The organism is Mucilaginibacter endophyticus (genome assembly GCF_003351025.1).
GTDB lineage: Bacteria > Bacteroidota > Bacteroidia > Sphingobacteriales > Sphingobacteriaceae > Mucilaginibacter > Mucilaginibacter endophyticus.
Genome location: NZ_QPCG01000001.1, coordinates 1,344,891 through 1,370,753 on the forward strand (window position 1 = coordinate 1,344,891; position 25,863 = coordinate 1,370,753).

Below are 25,863 nucleotides of genomic sequence, written 5' to 3' on the forward strand. Positions count from 1 at the left end.
ATGATATGACCAGAATGGTTTTTAATGAATGAAAAGCCTTTTTCGTATTGCATAGGCGTGATTTAGCTTTACGGAGTTCATTTCAAACATCTATGCCTTATGAGAAACCTCGCCTTTAACAAGAACGCTTTTTGGGTGTTATTTATTTTATTGGCATTGTTTAATATTAAATATGCGAAAGCACAACGGACATATGCCACATCCGAACAACATGGCGCAACAGGCGCTGCCTGCGTAAACTGCGCCGTGGTAAATGCAGCCAATGCAGCAGATGGGAATGTTCAAACATTTTCATCAATAAATGTTGCTGTTGGCGTAGCAGCGCAAACCTACCAGGAATTAATATTTCAAAGCGCCAAATCATCCGGTACTCCTGTCACAGTTAAATTAGGTTCAGGGGATAAATTGCTGACACTTACTGCACTTGGAGGCGTTTCTTTACAGGCATATAATGGAAATACGGCCATTGGTACCCCGGTAGCAGTGGCTACGTTGCTTACCGCACTAAGCAATAACAACCAGGTTGAGGTTAGTATAACACCAGCGCAGGCTTATGATCGTATCAGGGTAACTGTTAACGGAGGCCTTGCCGGGGTTTTGGCAAGTACTTATTTATATGATGCCTTCACTACAGGTACAGGAGCCGGTATTTGCAGCGCTGCAGTTGATGAGTTACATGGTATTTCATCGGGCTTATTGGGTTTAGGGGTTGATGTAGGTGGTGTGGCAAATCCTCAAAATGCAATTGACGGTAATCTTAATACTGCATCTACCTTAAATGCGGGCGTAGGTTTACTTGGGGCATATGCCCAGCAAACTATTATATATGGAAGTCCATCAGTGATAGGGGACTCAGTACGAATGACCTTGTCAATCCCTCAATCGTTAATAGATGTGGGACTGTTCTCTAACATCTCGGTAGCAACTTACCTTGGTAATACTTATAATAATGATCAAACAGCAATAAACGCATCGCTTTTAAACCTGCGATTGCTCGATTTAACCAACAACAGGCGCAAGGTTACCATAACCTTTGCGCCCGCGAATGTTTTTGACCGGGTGCAGCTTACCCTTGGTGGCGTAGCTAACGTATTGTCAACAGTTGACCTTTATGAGGCTGTTAGACTGATACCAAGGCCTGTTACAAAAATTAATAATACGCTGGGCGTAACTGCCCAGATCAACTCGGGCTCAACCGCTACGCTTACCGCAAATGCTGTTGCCAATACTACTTTTCACTGGTATACCCAGGCAACAGGCGGATCGGCGGTTGCAACAGGCCCAAGTTATACAACACCTGCACTTACAGCTTCTACTGATTATTATGTATCCGCTTCGCGTACAGGTTGTACCGATGAATCAGAACGGACAAAAATTTCACTAACTGTAGGATCTACAACCCCTACGCCACCTGTTAATCCGTCGGGAGTGCGCACTTATGCCAATGCGCAGCAACCAGGGGCGGGTGGTTTATTATGCCTTGGTTGTACGGTAACTAATCCGGGTAACGCAGCTGATGGCAACCTGCAAACTTATTCTACCTTAAATGTAACCGTAGGTGTTGCTGCTCAAACTTATCAAACGCTTACATTTCCCGGTGGTACCAAACCAGCCGGAACACCGGTTTCTGTTAAGTTAGGTACCGGGGATAATCTACTTAGTCTTACAGCGCTTGGAGGGGTAACTTTACAGGCTTATAGTGGTAATACACCTGTAGGCTCTCCTGTTTCGGCGGCAACACTGGTATCGGTATTGAGTAATAACAACCAGGTTGAATTGAGCTTTGCACCTACTCAAGCTTATGATGGTATTAGGGTTACCCTAAACGGAGGACTTGTTGGGGCGCTAAGCAGCTTATATTTATATGAAGGGTTTGTGACTACAGCCGGCCCTGCTGTGTGTAATACTGCCATAGATGAATTACATGGCATATCTTCAGCACTGCTGAATTTAGGTCTCAATGTAGGAGGAGTTGTAAATCCGCAAAATGCTATCGACGGAAACCTCAATACCGCGTCTACTTTAAACGCGGGCGTAGGTTTGTTAGGAGCTTATGCGCAGCAAACCGTAATATTTTCAAATCCATCAGTAATTGGCGACTCGGTAAGGTTAACCCTTTCAGTGCCTGAGGCCTTACTGCAGGTAGGTTTACTGGCAGGTTCATCGGTAAATACTTATTATGGCAATACAGATAATAACGATCAAACCTTTTTAAGCTCTTCATTATTACAGGTTCGTTTGCTCGATCTTACCAATAACAGGCGTAAAGTGGTGATCACTTTTGTGCCAGGCAAAGTTTTTGACAGGGTGCAGTTAAGATTAGGTGGCATTGCCAACGTTTTATCAACCATTGATTTATATGAGATACAACGATTAATTGCCAAACCGGTAATTAAAATCAATAATGTAGCATCAAACGATGCCCAGATCTGTACCGGTACCACAGCCACATTTACTGCTACGGCTGTACCTAATACCGTGTTTCACTGGTATACACAAGCAACAGGCGGATCGCCGGTATTTACCGGGGCTGCCTTTACAACACCTGTTTTAACAGCTTCGGCAACCTATTACGTTGCCGCCATGCGCAGTGGATGCACCGACGAGTCGGACCGAACTAAAGTAACTGTTACTGTAAATGCTGTACCGGCTTCACCGGTTATAGCCAACAATACTGTTAGCGTTTGTTCAGGGCAAACCGCTACGTTTACCGCCACCAGTGTAGCCGGCGTTACCATAAACTGGTATAGCGCCGCTACCGGCGGTACTTTATTGCACACCGGTGATAGCTTTACCTCACCTGCTTTAACCGCAGCTACCAGCTATTATGCAGAAGCAGTGGTTGCCGGCGGAAGCTGCGCAAGTGCTGCCCGTACCAAAGTAACCGCTAATATTACACCGCCGCCGGTTGCGCCAACACTTACCGCCGCCAATGTTACTATTTGTAGTGGCGGTGTGGCTACTTTATCTGTAAGCGGAGCCGTGGCGGGTACCACTTATAACTGGTACACAGCCGCAACCGGAGGTACTCCCGTATTTACCGGAGCTATTTACACCACAGCAGCCTTAACAGCCAATGCAACTTACTATGTTGAAGCTGTAAATGCCGGTGGTTGCAACAGTGCCGCACGCACCCAGGCAACAGTTACTGTTACGCCACTGCCGGTTGATCCAACTGTGGCCGCCGCAAATAACTCAATAGCGGCAGGGCAGAAAACAAGTATCAGCGTGACCAGTCCGCAGGCAGGTATTACCTATAACTGGTATACATCAGCTAATGCTGGTGCGCCTGTATTTACCGGTACTACCTTCCAGACACCACTATTATATAATAACACAACTTACTATGTAAGTGCTGTAAACGCAACAGGTTGTGCGTCGGCAAATCGTACGGCTGTTACTATTACCGTAACTATCAATACCAATGCGCCTTGTACTTTTGCTAATCAGCAAACAATGACTGTAAATGGCCTTTGTTTAGGTTGTACAGTTACTAACCCTGCTTTAGCTACCGATGCCGATACCACCACAGCTTCAACAATCAATGTGTTAGCAGGTTTAATAGGTGGAAATGTTCAGCAGGAGCTACGCTTCCAACAGGCCGGTTTCGCGGGCGATACCATTAAGCTGGTATTGCAAAACCCTAATGGTTTGTTAGGTGCCGCCGTTTTGGGTAATATCGGTGTAACACTTGCTAACGGAACCACCACAACCGCAAGTTATCAGCTTAATAACGCGTTGATAAAAGTGTTCCTGCTTGCAGGTAGCTCAAACAAATACGCGGTTTATATCCCGGCTACCGGTGCTTATGACAGGATTACCATAAGTATCAACTCTGGTCTTGCAAGTGTTTTAACGCCGCTTAATATCTATTATGCTTCGCAACAATTCCCGAAACCGGTATTTAATCCAACTGCCCCGGAAATTTGTAAAGGCAGCAGCGCGGTGGTAAATATTACTTCGCCGGCCAACGGAACATTTACCTGGTATAACGCGCCAACAGGCGGAACCGTTGTACATACAGGTACCTCGTTTACAACTCCGGCTTTAAATGCCAATACAACTTATTATATAGAATACACCCGCGGTACCTGTACCGGTACTGTAAGGTTCCCGGTTACTATTTTGGTTGATGATGTACCGGCAGCACCAACTGTTACCGCTCAAAACGTAACTATAACAAGCGGACAAACAGCTACTTTAAATGCAACTGCCAGCAATGGCGCTACCATACAGTGGTATGATGCCGCGACAGGAGGTAACCTGGTTCATACTGGTAATCCGTTTGTAACGCCTGTACTTACAGCTAACAAAATTTACTATGCAGGTACTGCCTTGGGCAGCTGCGTATCAGCAACCCGTACACCGGTTAACATTACAGTACAGCCGATAGTAATACCAACCATATCGGTAACGCCGCCAACCGTTGCACTTAATGCAGGGCAAACAACTTCGTTCACTGCTTCATCAACTACGCCGGGCGTAACCTTTAACTGGTTTACTACACCAACCGGCGGCACAAGCATTTTTACAGGTGCTACCTATACTACTCCACCTCAATTTGCTAACACCACTTATTATGCCGAAGCTACTGTAACTGCTACCGGCGTAAAATCAGCTACAAGAGCACCAGGCGCGGTAACTATCAATCAACAGGCATCAAGTCCTGTTCCTTGCGATGCCGCTATCGACCAAACCAATACTACCAGCGGTTTATTATGCGTTGGATGCGCCGTGCTAAACCCTACAGGTGCTGTTGATGCAGATCGCAATACTTTCTCGCAATTAAATGTACCTATAGGTTTGGTTAACTCTTATGCAAGCCAAGCTTTAAGGTTTACCAATACAGGCCTTGCAGGCGATAGCGTTGTTATAGAGTTAGGCGTTCCGGGAACGCTGGCCAGTGTGGGCGTACTTTCACAGATCCAGATTGGTACCTATAATGGTGCAAATTTTAACAACGATTATTTTAGTGTAAACGGTTCGCTTATCAATATTCAATTGTTAAGCGGTACCAGCCGTTTCAGGGTAGCCTTTAAAGCAACTCACAATTTCGATAGGGTAGAGGTTAAGCTCAACGCCGCTCTGGCAGGCGTATTCAGCGCTCTCAATGTATATGATGCTTCGCAATCTGTGGCTGCTCCGGTTATCGCAATTTCACCTGTAACAACTTGCTCAGGCGCGCCAGTAGTACTTTCAGCTACAGTTCCTGCAAACGTAACTGTAAAATGGTATACCTCAGCAACCGGCGGTACCGCTGTTGGCACAGGTGCTAATTTCACAACTCCGGCCTTAAGCGCATCTACAACTTATTATGCAGAAGCAAGCCGTACCGCTGATGGTTGTACCCAGGCCGTACGTACCCCTGTTAATATTAATGTTGTAACAATACCGGCAGCACCTGTTGTGGTTGCTGCAAATGTAACCGTGTGCACAGGCCAAACTGCAACGTTTAATGTAACTCCGGTTAACGGGGTAACTTATAACTGGTATTCTGCAGCAGCAGGCGGCACCCTGATACATACGGGTAACAGCTTTACAACAGCCGCTATAAATGCAACCACAAGTTATTTTGTTGAAGCGGTTTCAGGTACAAGCTGTATCAGCACTACCCGTACCCAGGTTACAGCAACTTTGGCTCCACCGCCAACAGCGCCGGCACTTAACGCAACCAGCGTAAGCATTTGCGATGGCAGCGTTGCGACTTTAGCAGTGACCAGCCCGGCAGCCGGAAATACCTATAACTGGTATACCACAGCAACCGGAGGCACACCAGTATTTACCGGCCCGACATATACAACAGCGGCTTTACACAATAATGCAAGCTATTATGTAGAGGCTGTAAACGCAGGCGGCTGCACCAGTGCGCTACGTACCCAGGCCGACGTTACCGTTGTTCCACTTCCTGCCAATCCAACTTTATCAGCAAACAATACTTCAATAGCTGCCGGACAGCAAACAACTATTGGTGTTACCAATACGCAAACCGGTGTTACCTATAACTGGTATACATCGGCCAATGCAGCTTCGCCGGTATTTACGGGTACAACCTTCCAGACACCGCTGTTATACAACAATACTACTTACTATGTAAGCGCGGTTAACAGTACCGGTTGTACATCGGCAAGCCGCACAGCGATTACTATCAATGTAACAATCAATACTAATGCTCCATGTACATTTGCAAATCAGGAAACTGTTACTGTAAACGGCATCTGTATTGGTTGCGGTGTTACTAATGAATTACTTGCGACTGATGCCGATACCACAACAGCATCAACAGTTAATGTATTAGCCGGTTTACTGGGTGGCTATGCTCAGCAAGAGCTACGTTTCCAGCAGCCGGGCTTTGCCGGTGATACCATTAAACTGGTATTGCAGAATCCTAATGGCTTGTTAGGTGCCGCTGTTTTGGGTAATATCCAGGTAACGCTGGCTAACGGTGCTACTCCAACTTCAACGCTTGCGCTTAACAGTGCCTTAATAAAGGTATATCTGCTTGCAGGTAGCTCAAATAAATACGCGGTTTATATTCCGGCAACGGGTGCATATGATCGTATCACCGTGAAAATAAATTCGGGTGTTGCAAGCCTGCTTACCCCGCTGAATATCTATTACGCCGCACAGCAATTTCCGCAGCCGGTATTTAATCCAACTGCTCCTGAAATTTGTAAAGGCAGCAGCGCAGTTATTAATATTACATCACCTGCTAACGGAACATTTACCTGGTATAATGCACCGGTAGGTGGAACAGTAGTGCATACAGGTGCTTCGTACACCACACCGGCTTTAAACGCCAATACCACTTATTATGTAGAATATAGCCGTGGCTCATGCGCATCAACCGTGAGGTTCCCGGTAAATGTTATTGTTGACGATGCTCCGCCGGCACCAACAGTTACTGCTCAAAATGTAACCATCACCGCAGGCCAAACAGCTACACTAAACGCCACTGCCAGCAACGGCGCCACCATACAATGGTTTGACGCACCGACAGGTGGCAACCTGGTATTCACCGGTAATCCTTATGTTACCCCGGTTTTAACTGCTACTAAAACCTATTATGCTGGCACAGCACTGGGTAATTGCGTGTCCGCTACCCGTACTCCTGTAATCATCAATGTACAGCCAGTAGTGATACCTGATGTAAGTGTAAACCCTCCAACTACAACTGTTAGTCCGGGGCAGACTACTGCATTCACCGCGTCATCCACCACGCCTGGCGCTGTATTTAACTGGTTTACCGCACCAACAGGTGGCACAAGCATCTTCACAGGCGCTACTTATACAACGCCGCCAGAGTTTGCCAATACTATTTATTATGCCGAGGCATCAATTCCTGCAACCGGTGTTAAATCGGCTACCAGGGCAACCGGTATAGTTACTGTAAATCAACAGGGTTCAAATCCTGTGCCTTGTGACGCAGCCATCGACCAAACCAATACCACCAGTGGTTTACTGTGTGTTGGTTGCGGAGTATTGAATGCTGCCGGATCAGTTGACGCGGATCGTAGTACCTTCTCGCAATTACTTGTTCCTGTCGGATTGGTTAACGCTTATGCCAGCCAAACCCTGCGCTTTGCCAATACAGGCATTGCAGGCGACAGCGTAATAGTGGAATTAGGTGTTCCCGGAACGCTGGCCAGTGTTAGCGTACTGTCTCAAATTCAGATTGGTACTTATAGCGGCGCGACATTTAATAATGATTACTTCAGTGTAAATGGTTCGTTGATCAATATTCAATTATTAAGTGGTACAAGCCGTTTCAGGATAGCCTTTAAAGCAGCCCACACATTTGACAGGGTAGAGGTGAGGTTGAATGCAGCCCTTGCAGGTGTGTTCAGCAGCCTGAATATTTACGATGCTTCACAATCAGTTCCTGCTCCTGTTATTGCCGCGTCACCTGTTTCGGCTTGTTCAGGCACACAGGCTACATTGACAGCTACTGCTCCGGCAAACGTAACCGTAAGGTGGTATACTTCGGCTACTGGTGGTTCACCGGTATTCACAGGTGCTACCTTTACCACTCCGGCCTTAACAGCGTCAACAACATACTATGCCGAAGCCAGTCGCACTGCCGATGGTTGTTCGCAGGCTGTTCGTACACCTGTACAGGTAAATGTTACCGCGCCACCTGCTGCTCCGGTTGTGGCAGTTCCTAATACAACTGTTTGTGCCGGTCAGCCTGCTGCTTTTGCCGTAACTCCTGTTAATGGTGTTACCTATACCTGGTATGCTTCGGCTACGGGTGGCACGCCTATTACTACAGGTAACAGCTTTACTACTCCTGCTCTAACTGCAACTACGTCATACTATGTTGAGGCAGCAAACGCAGGCCAGTGCAGCAGCAGTACCCGTACCAAAGTTACTGCCAACGTAACCGCTACTCCTGTTACTCCAACGGTTTCACAAGCCAGTACACAAACCTGCTCTGGTTCAACAGTTACTTTAACAGCTTCGTCAACTCAGCCTGGTGTTACCTTTAACTGGTATACCACGGCAACAGGCGGTACTCCAGTACATACAGGCGCACAATATGTTACTCCTGCTTTAATCGCTAATACTTCATACTACGTTGAGGCTGCTACCGGCACTTGTACAAGTGCCAACCGCGCCAAAGCAGATGTTATTGTTAATCCAACGCCGGTTGCCCCAACCATTACCGTAGTGCCGGTTGGCGGACAGGTCACTTCTGGTCAAACAGCCCAGCTATCAGCTACTTCGACTACTGCTAATGTTACCTTTAACTGGTACAGCACGGCCAATGGCGGCACTCCGGTTCATTCAGGAGCAACGTTTACAACTCCGGCTTTAACCACCAACACCACTTATTATGTTGAGGCGGTATCAAATGCTACAGGTTGTATCAGCACAACGCGTACGCCTGTTACTGTAATTGTTAACCCGGTATTCTCAACCTCGTGCGACTTTGCATCCACCCAAACCAACAGCACCAGTGGTGTTGCCTGCTTACTGTGCGGTGTTACCGGTGCCGATAACTCGGTAGATACCGATACAACCAACTTTAGCCAGCTTACACTTGGCGTTGGCGCGGTAGGCTACGTAGGTCAGAAATTGATTTTTGGCGATGCAGGGCTTGCCGGTGATACCGTAACCGTGAAAATAAAAGTGCCGGTTAACCTGGCATCGGTTGGTGTATTAGGTCAGCTGCAGATAGGTTCATTTAATGGAAATACTGATAATAACGATAGGATTGCATTGAGCAGCACGCTGATCAAAGTAACTATTCTGGCTGGCGGTCAAACAGCTTTGGTGAAATTTGTGCCGAAAGCTGGTTACAGTGCGGTGGAAGTTAGATTAACCACAACGGTATCGCTATTTAACTCGCTAAATATTTATTACGCAACCAAGCAGGTTCCGATACCTCAGCTTAATGCTAAAACGGACAATATATGCGCAGGCGGTACCGCTACATTTACCGTAGCTAATCCTGTTGCAGGTGTTACTTATAAATGGTATTCAGCTGCTGTTGGCGGAACCTTACTGCACACCGGTAATAACTATACAACAGCTGCCCTGAATGCAACAACTACTTTTTATGTTGAAAGCAGCCGTACATCAAACAGTTGCCCTAACCCTAACAGGGTAGCGGCTACTGCAAACGTAACACCGGCGCCAGTAAATCCTATACTCGCACAAAACGCGGTATCTGTTTGCTCTGGCGATGCGGTTACTCTTTCAGTAACCAATGCTGCAGGTGCAACGGTGAACTGGTATGATGCGCCGACAGGTGGAACCTTGGTATTTACCGGTGCTAACTACCAGGCAACACCAATTGCTACAGTTAGTTATTATGCAGAGATCACCAATGGAAGCTGCGTAAGCCCATCGCGTACAAAAGCTACAATTACGGTAAATCCTCGTCCGGCCGCGCCAGGTGTACAAGCAAGTACCGTGCAGGTTTGCCCGGGCAGTACTGCTACTTTAGCTGTGCTTAACCCAGTGGCCGGCGTTAATTACGAATGGTTTGCCAGCGCTACAGGCGGTACTGTATTACATACCGGTAATACTTATACTACAGTAGCTCTTACACAGGACGCAACTTATTATGTACAGGCAACCAATGCTACCACAAGCTGTTCAAGTAACGGTGCACGTACATCGGTTGATGTAACGGTGACCAATACGCTTACTGTACCGGTATTAAGCGCGGCTACTACCAATGTATGTAGCGGTGGCAGCGCAACGCTAAGCGTTAACAACCCTGTTAACGGCTTAACCTATAAATGGTACACAGCTGCAACAGGCGGTTCGCCGGTATTTACTGGTCCGATATTTACTATTAATAATTTAATTGCCGATGTGTCCTACTTTGTGGAATCATCAAACAGTTCAGGATGTACAAGCCCAACCCGCGCCCGTGCCGATATTACGGTGCAGCCCATACCAACGGCTCCGGTTATACAAGCCAGTGCAGGCGGTCTTAATGTATGCGAAGGCGAATCAACAAGCCTGAGCATTGCCAACCCTGTAACAGGTGTGGTTTACCGCTGGTACACCGCTGCCACCGGAGGAACCTTGTTGTATACAGGTACACAATTTAATACGCCTGTTTTAGCTTCAGACGCCACTTATTATGTGGAGGCAGCTCAAGCCGGCAACTGTAATGCATCTGCGCGTACGCAAGTAAAAGTAACTGTTAATCCACTCCCTGCCGATCCAATACTGGCAAGTGCTAATGTTCAAGTTTGCTTAGGTTCTCCGGCAACATTGAAGATCCAGTCGCCGGTGGCGGGTATCACTTATCAGTGGTTCAGCACGGCGTCTCAAACTACTAAACTGTTTGAGGGTACTACTTATGTGACCGGTCCGCTTACCGCTAACGCAACTTATTACGTTGCCGCAGTAAATGCTTCAGGCTGCCAAAGCGCTAACTTATCTATTGCACAGGTGAGCATCCAGGCAGCGCCTTCGGCTCCGGTAATTGCCAATGGCAGTACAGTACAAACTTGTATTAATAGTATTGTAACGCTTAATATCTCTAATCCTCAGCCAGGCTTTACTTACAACTGGTACAGCGCGGCGACAGGCGGAGCACCATTATTTACAGGTATCAGCTTCAATACGCCGGCGCTGGCAGGTAATGTCACTTATTATGCCGAGGCGGTGAACAGCACAGGCTGTACATCAACAGGTCGTACATCGGTAAGTATCAACGTTAATCAAATACCATCCGCGCCAACCGTGACCGCGCAGGGTGGTGGGAATACTACTGTATGTTCGGGTGGTACCTTAGCGCTCACAGCTACCAGTACAACAGCTAACGTAAGCTTTAACTGGTATACAGCTGCTACCGGCGGGGCGCCAATATTTACCGGCGCAACTTACACTACGCCACCGCTTACCGTCGCTACAACTTATTATGTTGAAGCTGTAAGTAACGGTAGCTGTGCGTCAACCACACGTACCGCGGTGCAGGTAACTATTGGCAATACCACGGCTCCAACACCGCAGGTTGTGGCGGCAGATCTGTCGGTATGTCAAAACAGTGCGGCTCTAATCCACATCAGCAATCCTGATGTGGGCACAACTTACAACTGGTATAACGTAGCCACTGGTGGTAGTTCGCTTTATACCGGTACCGCATTTACAACACCAGTGTTATCAGCTAATACCACCTATTATGTACAGGCATCAAACAGTCAAAACTGTAATGCTTCTGCAAGGCTGGCGGTGAATGTGGTCATTGTGCCGCAGCCTAATGCACCAATACCGGCACTGACCAACGTGCCTGTATGCGCCGGAAGTACAGCTACTTTATCGGTACAATCGCCGCAGGCTAATATCATTTACAAATGGTACAGTAACGCGGCACGTACTAACCTGTTGTTTACCGGACCTGCTTACACTACGGCTCCGATCCAGGCAAATACAACCTTCTATGTTGATGCCAGCAACGGATCATGTGCGAGCTCATCGGCAGCAACTGTTCAGGTAACTATTTCTGCACCGCCATCAACACCGCTGCTGGTTAACAGCACGCCAACTGCTTGCGGTGGTTCGCAAGTGCTGTTAAGTATCTCAAACCCACAACAGGGCTTTAGCTACAACTGGTACACAGCGGCTACTGGCGGTACCCCGGTTTACACGGGTACAAACTTTACTACGCCTTTGTTAACGACAAGTACAACTTATTATGCAGAAGCGGTGAACGGTACAGGCTGTAGCTCAACGTCAAGAGCATCGGCAACGGTAACCATACTCGGTGCTCCAACTGCGCCTACGGTGAACGGGCCAAATGCGGGCATTTGCCCTGGCAGCACAGCCACGCTTACTGTTAACAGTACTGCTAATGTTACTATTAAGTGGTACGCTAATGCAACCGGCGGAATAGCACTGGCTACCGGGGATAGCTACACTACGCCGGCACTTAATCAAACTACCACTTATTATGCCGAGGCATCAAACAGCGGCGGTTGTAACTCCGGTACGCGTACATCGGTAACTGTACAGGTATTGCAAAAGCTTGCAACACCGGTAGTTAACGTTACAGAAACCACTGCAGTAAGCATAACCTTTGGTTGGGCGGCAGTAACCGGTGCTACCGGATATGAAATAAGTCTGAACAATGGCTCTACCTTTAGCGGTGTAGGCACAGCGCTTACCTTCAAGGTTGATAACCTGCAGCCGTTGCAAAGTGCTACCATTGTGGTAAGGGCTTTGGGTGCATCGGGTTGCGAGCTGAGTGATAATTCGGCAGCGGTAACGGGTACAACCACCAATCCACTTGGTAACAGCATATTTATCCCTAACGCCTTTAGCCCTAACGGCGATGGCAATAACGATACGTTCCTGGTATTTGGCACCGTGATAAAAGGCATTAATATGTCAATCTATGATCAGTGGGGTGGATTGCTCTTCAAATCTATCAATCAGTCGGCGGGATGGGATGGAACCTATAAAGGCAAGGCGCAGCCGGTGGGCGTATATGTATACTATGTTGAGGCCACACTTAACGACGGACAAGTGATCAAAAGAAAAGGAACTATCAATCTACTACGATGAGAAATAAAATCACAATTGTAACCCTGCTGCTCCTCATTGTGGTAGCAGGGCGGTTATCAGCTCAGGTTGATCCGCATTTTTCACAGTACTACGCTTATCCGTTATGGCTCAACCCTGCATTAACCGGAGTTATCAACGGCGATTCGCGTGTGAATGCAAACTTTAAAAGCCAGTGGGCAACTATAAATAATGCCTACCAAACGGCGGCTATATCTGCGGATATGCGTACAACTGATAAGCTGAGCCTTGGTGTCAATATTCTCGACCAGTCATCGGGTGGGCATAGTTTCAATTATCTGAGCGCTTATGGTGCTTTGGGGTATGCTATCTCGATCTCGGCAGATGGTAACCAGCGTTTAAGCTTTGGTGTACAGGCCGGTATCATCAATCGTAGTTTTGATATGAACAAGCTGCAGTTTGGCAGCCAGTATACTCCAATAGGAGGTTTTGACCCAAACATGCCAAGTTTTGAAAACTTCAATACCACCAACAGCACCGTATTTGACGCTAACGCCGGGATCTTTTACTACGATGGCGATCCTTTTAAAGATGTTAATGCTTTTGGTGGTGTTAGCATTGGACACTTATCACGTCCTAAAGATGCCTTTTCGGCAAATGCCGGTGGGAAAATCCCGATCCGGTACACCGTTCATGGTGGTTTAAAGATCAAGGCTTCTGATTTCTTCGATCTGACGCCAAACGCTGTCTATATCAAACAGCAATACGCTGACATAAAAGGACTGGGTGCCTACTCCGAGTTTAAATTTCAGAACGATAACGGTCTTATTGTGGGTTTTCTGTACCGCTTTAAAGATGCCGCTGTTGCCGATATCGGTTACCACGTAAAAAGCCTGATCATAGGCGCCAGCTATGATGTAAACACATCGTCCTTAAACCGTGCCACAGGTGGTAATGGCGGCTTTGAACTATCGCTGAGCTACATATTCCGCAAACGTATACAGGAGCCAGAACCTGTTTGCCCAAGGCTTTAATCGCTTAACTATGAGAGCTATAATTATAACTATTTTCTTATCGGCCATTACTTTAACCTGCTTTGGCCAGTACGGTAAGGATTTTCGTAACCTGGGCGATAGGGCATTTGCGGATAAGGATTATTACGAAGCCGCTTTTTATTACCGTAAGGTTGCTGAAGGTATGCACCTGTTGCAAAACAAGGAGGTGCCGTTTCAAACCATGAATAAGGCACCCAAAAAAGATAAACCATCTGATGCTACTTATGTGAGCTATCGCCTTGCAGAGTCGTATCGTTTGTATGAAAACTATATTGAGGCCGAAGGCTGGTACAAAAAGACAGTTGATGCCCCCGATGCGGCCACATATCCCTTAGCCAGGCTTTGGCATGGCGTATGCCTCCGCGCCATACAGCGTTTTGATGATGCTATTACAGAGTTGCAGCAATTTAATGCCGGTTATGATAAAACCGACGAATACAAGGCCATCGCCAACAAGGAAATTGCTAACTGCACCTTCGCCAAGGAGCAATACAAGTATCCGCAATTGCTGGAAGCTATAAAACTCAAAGGCGACTGGAACTCTGATGGTTCGGATTATGCACTGTTGCAAACTGGTGATAATTTCATGTTTACCTCGTCGCGCTTTGCCAAGGATGATAAAAAGCATATCAACCGTATTTATACGGCCAATGCCGCGAGCCAATTTAAACCGCAGGTAATTACAATAAAGGATAATGATGCCAAAAAGGAAACAGAATACGGTACACCTTCATTAACGCCGGATGGCAAGCGCATGTACCTTACCCGCTGGTATAAAGAAGGTACCAAAGTTTATCATAGCATTTATTTTACCCAAAAGCAGGATAGCAGCTGGTCGCCATTGCATAAGCTGGGCAGTAATGTTAATGCCGATGGCTACAACGCCATACAACCATTTATTACAGCTGATGGCAAACGGATGTTCTTCGTTTCAAATAAGCCTGGCGGTTTTGGCGGCGATGATATCTGGGTAAGTGATCTGGGCGATGACGGTGAAGCCACAAACGCGGTAAACCTGGGCAGTACCATCAATACAGATCGTGATGAACAAGCCCCATATTATAATGCCGATGAAAAAAGGTTGATATACAGCTCAAAAGGTTTTACTGGTTTAGGCGGCTTTGATTTTTTTGAAAGTAAAGGTGATGCAGGCAGTTGGAGCACACCGGTAAACATGGGCTATCCTATGAACTCGGCCAAGGACGACCTGTATTTTATGCCCGATAGCAAAGATGCCAACAAATGGTACATCAGCTCGGACAGAGAATCGGATTGCTGTTTGAACCTGTTTGAAGTGCATAACAAGAGCTTTATTTTGGCCGGCATAATTACCGATTGCGAAACCCGCAAGCCATTGGCAGGTGTTAAAGTGAGCTTTATTGACTCGCTGGCAAAACAAACGCTAAAGGAATTAACCACTGGCACCGATGCCAAGTATGCGTTTAAGGTAACATCAAAAAGACCATATAATTTAAAGCTCGAAAAAACAGGCTACTTCACTAAAATATTGCCTATCCCGGCAAGCGGGCAAATGAGCAACGATACGTTGTACAACGCCGAGATCTGCCTGCAGGCTTTTGAAAAGGATAAGCCTATTGTGATCAATAATATTTTATACGATTTCAACAAGGCAACGCTAAGGCCCGAATCTAAAACGGTGCTCAATAGCCTGGTTACCATCATGAAGGATAATCCTAAAATAATTGTGAGGCTTGGCGCGCATACCGACTCGATAGGTAGCGTTAAATACAACCTTAAACTATCGCAGGCCAGGGCGCAATCATGCGTGGATTACATTATAAGTCAGGGAATAACCAGCGAACGCATTTATGCAAAAGGATATGGAAAGAGTATGCCTGTTGCGCCAAACTCATTACCTAATGGCAAGGATAATCCTGCCGGAAGGCAACTTAACCGACGCACAGAATTTACAGTTGTAAAAACAGAGTAATCATGGATTTATTAACCTAAGCTATTTTTTATGAAAGAATCAGCAACATTTCACCGCCCGTTTTTAAGAACAAAAGGATTTTCAACCTTTCACATTCAAATTTTTGAGCTGATACTGCTTGGCAAAGCCAACAGGGAGATCAACAGGCTTATGGGATATACACCCAAGTCGCACATGGTGGTTGATCATTCGCGCCAGGTTATGAATAAATTGCTTTCGTATGAAGGCCTTTGTAAACGTGATTATAAAGATAGGGTAGTGTACCCCCGTAAATACCAGTTCTGGTGGAAAAAATTACTCGAAAAACACAGGGATACCCTGATTCAGAAAGCCATAATACCTGAGTACTATGATGATGTAGCACCAGGCATTTAAAGATAAGGGGCATATGTTAGGTTAATGTGCCCTGGGTTGTAATGGTTAGTACGAGCCCCGCGGATAGATGTCTGTGGGGTTCGTTGTTTTGTCAGTATTTATCGAAATTTTATTCATTGCCGTTGACTTTAGTCAACGGTAAAAAAAGAAACGAATAATCGGGCTTCAGCCCCATCTCCCGGTGTTTTGGCTAAAGCCACTTATATTGTCGACCAATCCGTTGACTAAAGTCAACGGCAATGATTTAAATTGGTGTACAATTGCATTTGTGTATTCGCTTTGTCCACAGCCGTAACAATTCAATTACAAACCAATCCCCGGTAAAAATAAAGTGTAATTAATACACACTGAATGTTTTAAATAGTTATTATTGTGTAAGCCAATTATTTGAACAGCCCTTTTAGCACCAAGCATTTTATATTTTCTTGCCTCGTACATAAATCCTTTTAGCAAGGCGAGGGGATAATGCTGCTTTTATGACTGTTCATAAAATGTAAACCAATAATAACCTCAAACATGTCATTAAAAACAAAACTCACCTACGTTTTTTTGACAGGATTAACTTTCCTGCTTTATTCCTTTAAAAAGCCGTTTGATAAGCCACGCGTGCTGGTATTTTCAAAAACTTTAGGCTGGCACCATTCATGTATCCCGTTTGGGATAGCGGCCATCCAAAAATTAGGCGATGAGAATGGGTTCGATGTTGATACCACTACCAATTCGGCCAATTTTACCGACGATAACCTTAAAAAATACCAGACTGTAATTTTTAACTGTACCACAGGCAACGTACTTAACGCCGTTGAACAGGCAGCTTTTGAACGTTACATACAGGCAGGAGGTGGCTTTATGGGCGTACACTCCGCTGCCGATACCGAGTATGACTGGCCCTGGTACGGCAAACTGGTTGGCGCTTATTTTTCAAGTCATCCTAACAACTCCAATATCCGTAAGGCTACCATCGACGTAACGGATAAAAGCCAGCCGGCTACAGCCAATTTGCCCACACGTTGGGAGCGTACCGACGAGTGGTATAACTACAAATCCATTTACAGTGGTATCCACGTACTGGCAAGCCTTGACGAAAACACGTACGACGGAGGTACAAACGGTGCCAATCACCCTATCACCTGGTATCATGAATTTGATGGCGGCAGGGCATTTTATACCGGCTGCGGTCATACAGACGAAAGTTACAGCGATCCGCTGTTTTTAGGGCAATTGCTTGGTGGTATCAAATACGCCATGGGCAATGGTAAACCGCTTGATTATAGCAAATCGTACTCCAAAGTAGCGCCTGACCAAACCCGCTTTGTGAAAACTGTTTTGGTGAGCAACATTGCCTCGCCTATGGAACTGGCTGCTGCCAAAGACGGTCGCGTGTTTTTTACCCAGTTGATGGGAAACTTCTCGGTTTACAACACCAAAACCAACAAGTTTAAAGTGATTCACAAGTTTCCGATCACTTATGAGGGAGGCACAGGCGTTATTGGCCTGACGCTCGATCCTGATTTTGAAAAGAACCAGTTTGTTTACATCTATTATATGCCTGCCGGACAAACGATTGAGCCGCTTAACTTTCAGCTTTCAAGGTTTAAGCTCAGCCCGGCGGACGTGCTCGACCTGAAATCAGAAAAGATCCTGTTTAAAGTGCCTGTACAAAAAGTAAGTGGCGCGCACCACGGTGGCTCATTGGCCTGGGATAAAGATAAAAACCTGTATCTGTCTACAGGTGATAGCTCAAGCCCGTTCCCCTCAGACGGATATGCGCCGTTGGATGAACGTCCCGGTACGGAGCATTACAGCCTTGACGCGCAACGCAGCGCGGGTAATACAAATGATTTTAAAGGCAAGATCCTGCGGATCCACCCGGAAGCTGACGGTACGTATACTATTCCTGAAGGAAACCTTTTCCCCAAGGGTACGGCTAAAACCAAACCCGAAATTTATGTAATGGGGTGCCGTAACCCTTATCGTATAGCGGTGAACCCTAAAACATCGGTTTTGTATTGGGGAGAGATTGGTCCGGATGCAGGGAATGATTCGCCGCGTGGTCCCCGTGGTTATGATGAGTTTAATCAGGCACGCAAAGCGGGCAACTTTGGCTGGCCTTATTTTGTGGGGAATAACTTCGCTTACTCGCACTGGGATTTTGTTAACGCTAAACCGGGGCCAAATTTTGACCCTAAAGCACCTATAAATAATTCGCCTAATAATACGGGTTTGAACGTGCTGCCACCCGCTATGCCGGCCATGATCTGGTATCCTTATGCGGCTTCGGATGAGTTTCCAGAACTGGGTATGGGCGGTCGCTGCGCCATAGGTGGCGATTTTTATGAGTTTGATAAGGGCGTCAAAAACCCTAATAAATTCCCCGAGTATTATGACGGCACCTTGTTTGTTGCCGATTGGATGCGTAACTGGGTAATTGATCTCCGTTTTGACCAAAATGAGAACTACCTGCGTAACGAAGCGTTTATGCCTGCCAACGGTGATTTCCGCCGCCCGATTGATATGCAATTTGGCCCCGATGGTGCTTTATATATGCTTGAATATGGCTCAGTCTATGGTGCTCAAAATGAAGATGCCCGTTTGGTTAAGATCGAGTATAACACGGGCAACCGTGCGCCAATTGCCAAAGCCAGTATCTCAGATACAGCGGCCTTTAATAAATTCAACAGGATGAAGTTCCTGACCTCCGAAGTAAAAGAGTTTCCGGCTAAAAAGGAAATAGCCGGGCAGGCCCCGCTTAAGGTAAGTTTCAGCAGTCAAAACAGTAAAGATCTGGACGACGATGATAAGATCACTTATCAGTGGCTGTTTGATGGTAAAACGGTTGGGGCATCTACACCGTCGGCAAGTTATACTTTTACAAAACCCGGCGTTTATAAAACTATTTTAAAGGTAACCGATAAGGGCGGCTTAACAGGTCGTGATACCGTAATTGTGAGGGTTGGTAATACCAAACCCGAAGTTACCATAGCCAGTGCCGATAATAAATCATTTATATGGAAGGGCAAACCGTTCCGCTATCATGTGGTGGTTGCCGATAAGGAGGATGGTAAAATCGACCCTAAAAAGGTAAAGCTGTTTTACATTTATAATCCGCAGCCGTCGGCCAATAGCACTACCCAAAACCTAACGGCATTATCTACTACCGAGGTTAGCTATCCGGGCAAGGGGCTAATTGCTAACAGCGATTGCAAATCGTGCCATACCATTAATAAAACCGCAGTAGGGCCAAGCTTTTTGGCAATAGCCAACCGGTATAAAGCGCAAAAGGGAGCTATCGATCAGCTATCTAAAAAGATAATAGCGGGTGGTGCCGGTAGCTGGGGTACCGAACACGTGATGAGCGCACATCCGCAGTTATCAAATGCCGATACAAAGGAAATTGTAAAATACATTTTTTCGCTTACAGATAAAAAGAACCCCGTTTTGCCGCTACCTTTAACCGGCACGCTCAACTTAAAGTTCAATAATGCTGAGCCGCGTGGCGAGTATACGTTGTTGGCATCATATACGGATAAAGGCGGTAAAGTTGTTGGTCCGCTGAAAGCTACTGATATGGTGGTTTTACGTAATTCGGCGATTAAGGCTGTTTATGCTGATGAATTGAAAGGGTTCAACAGGTTTAAAGATGATCTGTCGGCAGGCAACCATAAATCGTATGTGCTTTTCAGAAATATCGACCTGACCAATATCAGCAAGTTTGCTTATAAATACGCCTCAAAAGATTATGACGGCGAAATTGAAGTAAGAATAGATTCGCAGGCCGGGCCGGTGATCAGTTCAGTAGCTTATCAAACAACAGGCGCATGGGATAAAACCGGCGAAGTTACCGGAGAGTTAAGCAAGCCGGTGAGTGGAAAGCATGATGTATATTTTTTCGCTATAAAACATTCTAAACCGAGTGATGGTATTTTAAATCTGAAGGATATTCAATTTGTTGAGTAGTCCTATTCATAACCACGTCATTGCGAAGTACGAAGCAATCCCCAATAGGCGGTCCGCCTGTATAGTTCGCGATTGCTTCGTACCTCGCAATGACGCCTTTTTTAAATCCTGATTAAAACATGAAAAAAACAATCTTATTTGTTGCTCTTTCAGCCGCCATGGCTCTGGGGCAAAACAAAGCATCGGCACAAAACAAACCATTGTTTACCGGTGCTATAGGCGTACAGGCCTATACATTTCGCAGCAGCATGCCCAAGGCAACGGCTGCTGTACTGGATACTATTAAGTCATTAGGCATTACCGAAATTGAAGGTGAAGGCCCCAAAGGCATGCCGCCCGAAGAGTTCAGGAAAATGTGTGACGATAGAGGTATCACCATTCCGTCAACAGGAGCGGGATACGATGCTATAGTAAATGATCCGGGCAGTGTGATCAAACTGGCCAAGATATTGGGAGCAAAGTATGTGATGGTTGCCTGGATTCCGCATGGCAAGGAATTTACCCTGGATGATGCCAAAAAAGCTGTTACAGATTTTAACCGTGTGGGCAAGATTTTGAGCGAAGCCGGTTTAACCTTCTGCTACCATAATCATGGCTATGAGTTTGGCCCTTACAATGATGGCACACTGTTCGATTATATCGCCCAAAACACCAATCCGAAATATGTTTCGTTCGAGATTGATATCTTGTGGTCATTCCATGGCGGGCAGGATCCTGCAGCGCTTATTAACAAATATCCTTCGCGCATGAAACTGATGCACCTGAAAGATATCCGCAAGGGCGTAGCTAATGACCTTACAGGTGGCACCGATACCAAAAACGATGTTGCCTTAGGCACAGGACAAATAGATATTCCCGAAGTGTTAAAAGCTGCTAAAAAAGCCGGTATTAAACATTATTTTATTGAGGATGAAAGCCCGTCATACAGCGAGCAGTTACCGGTTACCATCGCCTATCTGAAAGGTTTAAAAGATTAATATATGAGCAATTTAAACCGCAGGCAAGTGTTAAAAGCAATAGGGTTAACGGCAGGTGCAGCTGTTTTAAGCGAAGCCAGTGCAACTTCGGCTCCCATTGCGCCCAAAACTGGCAATGGCTTTGTTTACTCGTTAAACATGAGCACCATTCGCGGGCATAACCTTGGTTTTGTTAAGGAACTTGAAGTAGCTGCAAAAGCAGGTTTTACTTCTGTTGAAATCTGGATAGATACGCTGGAAACCTATCTGCATAGCGGCGGTTCATTAACCGAAGCAAAAAAGATCATAGACGGGCTCGGGCTTAAAATTGAAGATGCGATAGGTTTTGCCCCCTGGCTGGTTGATGATGAAGCAACCCGAAAAAAGGGTTTAGAGCAATTGCAGCAGGAAATGGAAATACTGGCTAAGATAGGGTGTCAGCGCATAGCAGCCCCATCCGCAGGCATGACCAAAGGCCCGGTGCTCGATCTGGATGTGGCAACGGAGCGTTATCTTACCATCCTAAAAATGGGCGAACAAACCGGCGTGATGCCGCAGTTAGAAATGTGGGGCGGCTCGCAAAATCTCAAGCATATAAGCCAGGTACTTTATGTGGCTACGCAATGCGGTAACCCCAACGCCCGCATTTTGCTTGATGTATTTCACGTTTTCAAAGGCCAATCAGCAGTAGATAGTTTGAATTATGTTGGTCACCATGCCCTGGATATTTTTCACGTAAATGATTATCCCGCAGGTATCAGTCCGGAACAAATCTCTGAACCGGACAGGATCTATTGCGGTGATGGTATCGCTCCTCTTAAACAGATATTGCAAATAGTTAAAAACCCCGAACGGCCACTGGTGATCTCGTTCGAGGTTTTTAATAAAAGTTATTACGCTCAGGATGCTTTAACGGTAGCTAAAACAGCCTTGGCGAAGATGAAGGCAGTGGCTTCTTGATCTCCAGATGGATTAAACGTTGCATTGACTCACCCCGACGTCGCTGCGCTCGTCACCCCTCTCTACGCTGCGCGTAAAGAGGGGATTTTAATTTATATTTTTTCTTACCCTCTTTATCCGAAGGATAGAGAGGGTGGTCCAGCGAAGCGCAGACCGGGTGAGTCGATAGTTCGCTTAGAGGGAACTTCTTATTTTTCCCCATAAACAAACTCAATACTATCCTTCACCGTAACGCCGCTCATATTTTGCCCTACGTAAATTACAGTGTATTTTGATGGTTTGCTGATATCATATGCCTTTAACAGGTCAACAGTTGCTGACAGGCTATCCTTTGGATTTACTTTGATATAGCTGCTGGCAGGTGGCGGCATTATTCTTTTTGCCATTGCGCCTTTATATAACATTTCCTGACCGCTTGCATCTTTCACATCAAGGTATTTGCTCATAAGCGGCTCAAACGGCGTATGCCATTTGCAAAACTGACGGGCGGTATCAGCATCGTTATAAACCGTGAATTTAAGTTCAACAGCTTCACCGATTTTAATGGTTGGCTTTATTTGCATTTTGGCAAACAGGCCTGGGCTTGCAGCAGGGCTTTCATTTTTAGCAGAATCGGAACCGGCAGAAGTGTTTTTTACATGGTTAACGCTACATGCCGATAAGGTTAGTAACGCTGCAGATAAGATTATTTTGTAGTTTTTCATGCTGCAAATTTAAGCCTTCAGGGGCAAAAGATTGGATAGCTGAATAAACTCTTATGGCCTTTCTGCTATTCTAGCAATATCTATCCCAACTTAACCCTGCCTTAATATAGCTTGCTTATTTTTGCAGGTATTATGGAGCAAATGGCTTTAGTTTCTTCATTAAAACATACCAGCCCGGTTATCAAAAGAGATCAGCCGGATGATAGCTATAAGTTTCAACCCCTGCCAGAGCCATCAGGCTCTTATCCATATCATTTATCGGTACAAGATGTAATATCGGATATCGCCGGTAATAAAATGGTTTTTCATATGGTGGGGGATACCGGTAGCATTCGCAATCCCGGTTCGCAAAGGCGGATAGCAGGCTTAATGGCTGCACAGTATGAAACGATTTCGGGTAAGGAGCAGCCTAAGTTTTTATATCATTTGGGTGACGTTGTTTACAATTATGGCGAAGCTCAAAACTATTATGATCAGTTTTTTGAACCTTATAGCCTGTACCCCGCACCTATATTCGCCATTGCCGGCAATCATGATAGCGATGTAAATCCGGCTGCCGCCATGCCATATCAAAGTCTGGATGCATTTACCACCGTGTTTTGTGATACTGTTTCGCGTCCGGTAATGCTGAGCCGCAAGATAGACCGCAAAAGCATGCCTCAGCCCAATATTTATTGGACAATGGATACCCCGCTGGCAACCATCATCGGTTTACATACCAATGTACCTAAATACGGCATTGTTACCCGCGAACAGCGCGACTGGTTTATGGATGAGCTAAGAGCTGCCGATATGCAACGGCCGGATAAAGCCGTTATCCTCTGCATGCACCATGCTCCTTATTCGGCAGATATTAATCATGGTGCCAGTTTGCCAATGATCGATTTCCTGGAAGGTGTTTTTGAGGAGACCGGCATCCGCCCTGATATTGTTTTTAGCGGACACGTACACAACTATCAGCGTTTCAGTAAGCAATATGCCGATTTAACTGTAATGCCCTATATTGTTGCCGGTACAGGAGGCTTTGATGAACTGCATCCTATTGCCCTTACAGATAATGCAGGCTTTACGGCCGAAGATTCGCGATTTGATGGTGTAAGCCTCGAAAATAGCTGCGACACCAAACATGGCTTTTTAAAGATTGCTATTGAACGCGATAACAGGGGATTAGTATTGAGCGGGGAGTATTATACCGTAGCGGATGAAGATGAACATACTGCTGTTTTGACAGACAGCTTTACAGTCAGGATCTGAATAGCATAAATAACAAAAACGGGAGGCTAAACCTCCCGTTTTTGTTTACTATTAAAGTTCAATAGCCTGTATGGCTTTATCTAAAGCCGTTTCCTGTAAGCCCGGCATTTTTACGCCTTCAACCCTGAAGGTTTTGATGTCGGTCATACCCATAAAGCCTAAAACCGCCCTTAAATAAGGCTCGGTAAAGTCATATGCTTTCATAAAACCTTCTGAGTATACACCGCCAGATGAAATGGCCAGGTACACTTTCTTGTTTTTAACCAGGCCTTCAGGGCCTTTTTCGCCATAGCTGAAAGTTTTACCTGCCCGGGCTATATGGTCTATCCATGTTTTTAAGGTAGATGGGATGCCAAAATTGTACATCGGCGTATCGATAACTATGGCATCGGCGTTCATTATCTCGGCAATAGCCTCGTCCGAATGTTTAACTGCTTCAACAAGTTCTGGTGTCCTTTTTTCTTCCGGGGTATAAAAAGAAGTAAGGTGCGCTTCTTCCAGGTGAGGGAATGGCGTAGCGGTTAAATCGTGGGTAGTTAAAGTATTATCCGGATGGGCCGATTGTATTTCGTTAACAATGGCATTGCCCAATTTTACGCTGAATGATGCTTCGCCCTGAGGGCTGCTGATGAGATGTAATATTTTCATTGCTCTGAATTTTGTGAAAGCAAAATTATTTTACTTTACTATCAAAAAGATACTACTATCCTAAAGGATACCGGTATCCTTTAGGATAGTAGTATCTTAAATTGAATTTATTTGTTTGAACATCAATTAGATAGGTTTGGTATTGTTTAACAACGGCCCTGAATTGCTCAAACTACGCCGATTATATGGCACGATCTTTTTTACTCCCAGCCGCCCGGCGGTAAAAGTTCGTTTTTATTGAAATTTAAAGGTTTTGTGTTGTTTTAACCTGTTCATTACCACGTAATTATACGCGGGGCGATTACGTAGAAATACGTGGCAATTACCGTGCGTACACTTGCACGTTACTTAACAGAGATGCCCAACTTTGGTATAACATCAGCAGCCAAACTGCAGCCAACCTATAAACATCTATTTATCATGATTTACCAAACGTTAAGTTTTTTAACTGAGCAGTTGAACAACTACCTCAAAACAACCGATGGAAACAGCGGGCTCAGTTCAACTTTTACCCAGCTTAAAAATGTGGCCCATCTGAGCGATGATGAGATCAAGGGACTGGAAAATGTCCTGGTAACACTGGTAAATCTTTCCGAAGAGTTTACCATGAAAAACATGCCCAATTATGTACGAAACGGCGATGATATTAACTACCGCAACGCGCCTATGTATCTTAATTTATATGTTTTGTTTTCGGCCTGTCTGCATTCTTCGTATGAAAAATCATTGATCTTCCTGTCGCACATCGTCGAGTTTTTTCAAGGGAAGAATACTTTTACCCAACAAAACAGCCCGACGACAAAAGTTGGCCTCGGCGATTTTCGCCTCATACTTGACATTTACTCGCCCACATTTGAGCAAGCCAACTACCTGTGGAGCACGCTGGGCGGTAAACAATTTCCCTATGTACTATACCGTGTAAGACTGGTTGAAATACTGCGCGATAATGTAACCGAATCACGTGGTATCATTAAAAAGATAGAACTAAGCGATAAACTGAGTTGAAGATTAGTGCGGGC

At 45.7% G+C, this 25,863-nt stretch carries 11 protein-coding genes; 9 read left to right on the forward strand and 2 right to left on the reverse strand.

Features of this window, described 5'->3' with window-relative positions:
• Positions 1-99 precede the first annotated feature (99 nt).
• From DUL71_RS05410 to DUL71_RS05440, 7 genes are all read left to right on the forward strand, one after another.
• Positions 100-13,026: a T9SS type B sorting domain-containing protein gene (locus DUL71_RS05410; protein ID WP_114937080.1), complete on the forward strand. Its 12,927-nt coding sequence runs from the start codon at positions 100-102 to the stop codon at positions 13,024-13,026.
• The gene (locus tag DUL71_RS05415) at positions 13,023-14,018 is read left to right on the forward strand and encodes a PorP/SprF family type IX secretion system membrane protein (protein ID WP_114937081.1); all 996 of its coding nucleotides are present in this window, start codon (positions 13,023-13,025) and stop codon (positions 14,016-14,018) included. Before DUL71_RS05410 ends, DUL71_RS05415 begins: the two co-directional genes overlap by 4 nt.
• Positions 14,019-14,028: 10 nt before the next feature.
• The gene (locus DUL71_RS05420) at positions 14,029-15,990 is read left to right on the forward strand and encodes an OmpA family protein (RefSeq protein WP_114937082.1); all 1,962 of its coding nucleotides are present in this window, start codon (positions 14,029-14,031) and stop codon (positions 15,988-15,990) included.
• A gap of 30 nt (positions 15,991-16,020) precedes the next feature.
• Positions 16,021-16,365 (forward strand): hypothetical protein, encoded by a 345-nt coding sequence (locus DUL71_RS05425; protein WP_112573764.1) that lies wholly within the window; start codon positions 16,021-16,023, stop codon positions 16,363-16,365.
• A 516-nt stretch (positions 16,366-16,881) separates the two neighbouring features.
• A complete protein-coding gene (locus DUL71_RS05430; RefSeq protein ID WP_114937083.1) occupies positions 16,882-20,322 on the forward strand; it encodes a ThuA domain-containing protein in 3,441 nt (1,146 codons plus the stop codon).
• A 119-nt stretch (positions 20,323-20,441) separates the two neighbouring features.
• Positions 20,442-21,299 (forward strand): sugar phosphate isomerase/epimerase family protein, encoded by an 858-nt coding sequence (locus DUL71_RS05435; RefSeq protein ID WP_114937084.1) that lies wholly within the window; start codon positions 20,442-20,444, stop codon positions 21,297-21,299.
• 3 nt (positions 21,300-21,302) lie between these two features.
• Entirely contained in the window at positions 21,303-22,238 is a 936-nt protein-coding gene (locus DUL71_RS05440) for a sugar phosphate isomerase/epimerase family protein (RefSeq protein ID WP_114937085.1), read from the forward strand.
• A 188-nt stretch (positions 22,239-22,426) separates the two neighbouring features.
• On the opposite strand, the gene DUL71_RS05445 is transcribed toward DUL71_RS05440, so the two are convergent.
• A complete protein-coding gene (locus tag DUL71_RS05445; RefSeq protein ID WP_114937086.1) occupies positions 22,427-22,942 on the reverse strand; it encodes a protease in 516 nt (171 codons plus the stop codon).
• A 111-nt stretch (positions 22,943-23,053) separates the two neighbouring features.
• Between DUL71_RS05445 and DUL71_RS05450 the strand changes: the two genes are divergently transcribed.
• Complete coding sequence (locus DUL71_RS05450) at positions 23,054-24,196, forward strand: metallophosphoesterase family protein (protein WP_208645481.1); 1,143 nt, start codon at positions 23,054-23,056, stop codon at positions 24,194-24,196.
• A 51-nt stretch (positions 24,197-24,247) separates the two neighbouring features.
• Here the strand turns inward: DUL71_RS05450 and DUL71_RS05455 are convergent, their stop codons facing one another.
• Positions 24,248-24,844, reverse strand: a complete 597-nt coding sequence (locus tag DUL71_RS05455) for an FMN-dependent NADH-azoreductase (protein ID WP_114937087.1) — start codon at positions 24,842-24,844, stop codon at positions 24,248-24,250.
• Positions 24,845-25,171: 327 nt separating this feature from the next.
• On the opposite strand from DUL71_RS05455, the gene DUL71_RS05460 reads away from it, so the two are divergent.
• Positions 25,172-25,849, forward strand: coding sequence for a Pvc16 family protein (locus tag DUL71_RS05460; RefSeq protein WP_161964378.1), 678 nt, complete (start codon positions 25,172-25,174; stop codon positions 25,847-25,849).
• Positions 25,850-25,863 lie beyond the last annotated feature (14 nt).

Bases quoted from the DNA above. Each gene is read 5' to 3' on its own strand.
- DUL71_RS05410 (WP_114937080.1), top strand. From the start codon at position 100: ATGAGAAACCTCGCCTTTAACAAGAACGCTTTTTGGGTGTTATTTATT.
- DUL71_RS05440 (WP_114937085.1), top strand. From the start codon at position 21,303: ATGAGCAATTTAAACCGCAGGCAAGTGTTAAAAGCAATAGGGTTAACG.
- DUL71_RS05425 (WP_112573764.1), top strand. From the start codon at position 16,021: ATGAAAGAATCAGCAACATTTCACCGCCCGTTTTTAAGAACAAAAGGA.
- DUL71_RS05445 (WP_114937086.1), bottom strand. From the start codon at position 22,942: ATGAAAAACTACAAAATAATCTTATCTGCAGCGTTACTAACCTTATCG.
- DUL71_RS05415 (WP_114937081.1), top strand. From the start codon at position 13,023: ATGAGAAATAAAATCACAATTGTAACCCTGCTGCTCCTCATTGTGGTA.
- DUL71_RS05455 (WP_114937087.1), bottom strand. From the start codon at position 24,844: ATGAAAATATTACATCTCATCAGCAGCCCTCAGGGCGAAGCATCATTC.
- DUL71_RS05435 (WP_114937084.1), top strand. From the start codon at position 20,442: ATGAAAAAAACAATCTTATTTGTTGCTCTTTCAGCCGCCATGGCTCTG.
- DUL71_RS05430 (WP_114937083.1), top strand. From the start codon at position 16,882: ATGTCATTAAAAACAAAACTCACCTACGTTTTTTTGACAGGATTAACT.
- DUL71_RS05420 (WP_114937082.1), top strand. From the start codon at position 14,029: ATGAGAGCTATAATTATAACTATTTTCTTATCGGCCATTACTTTAACC.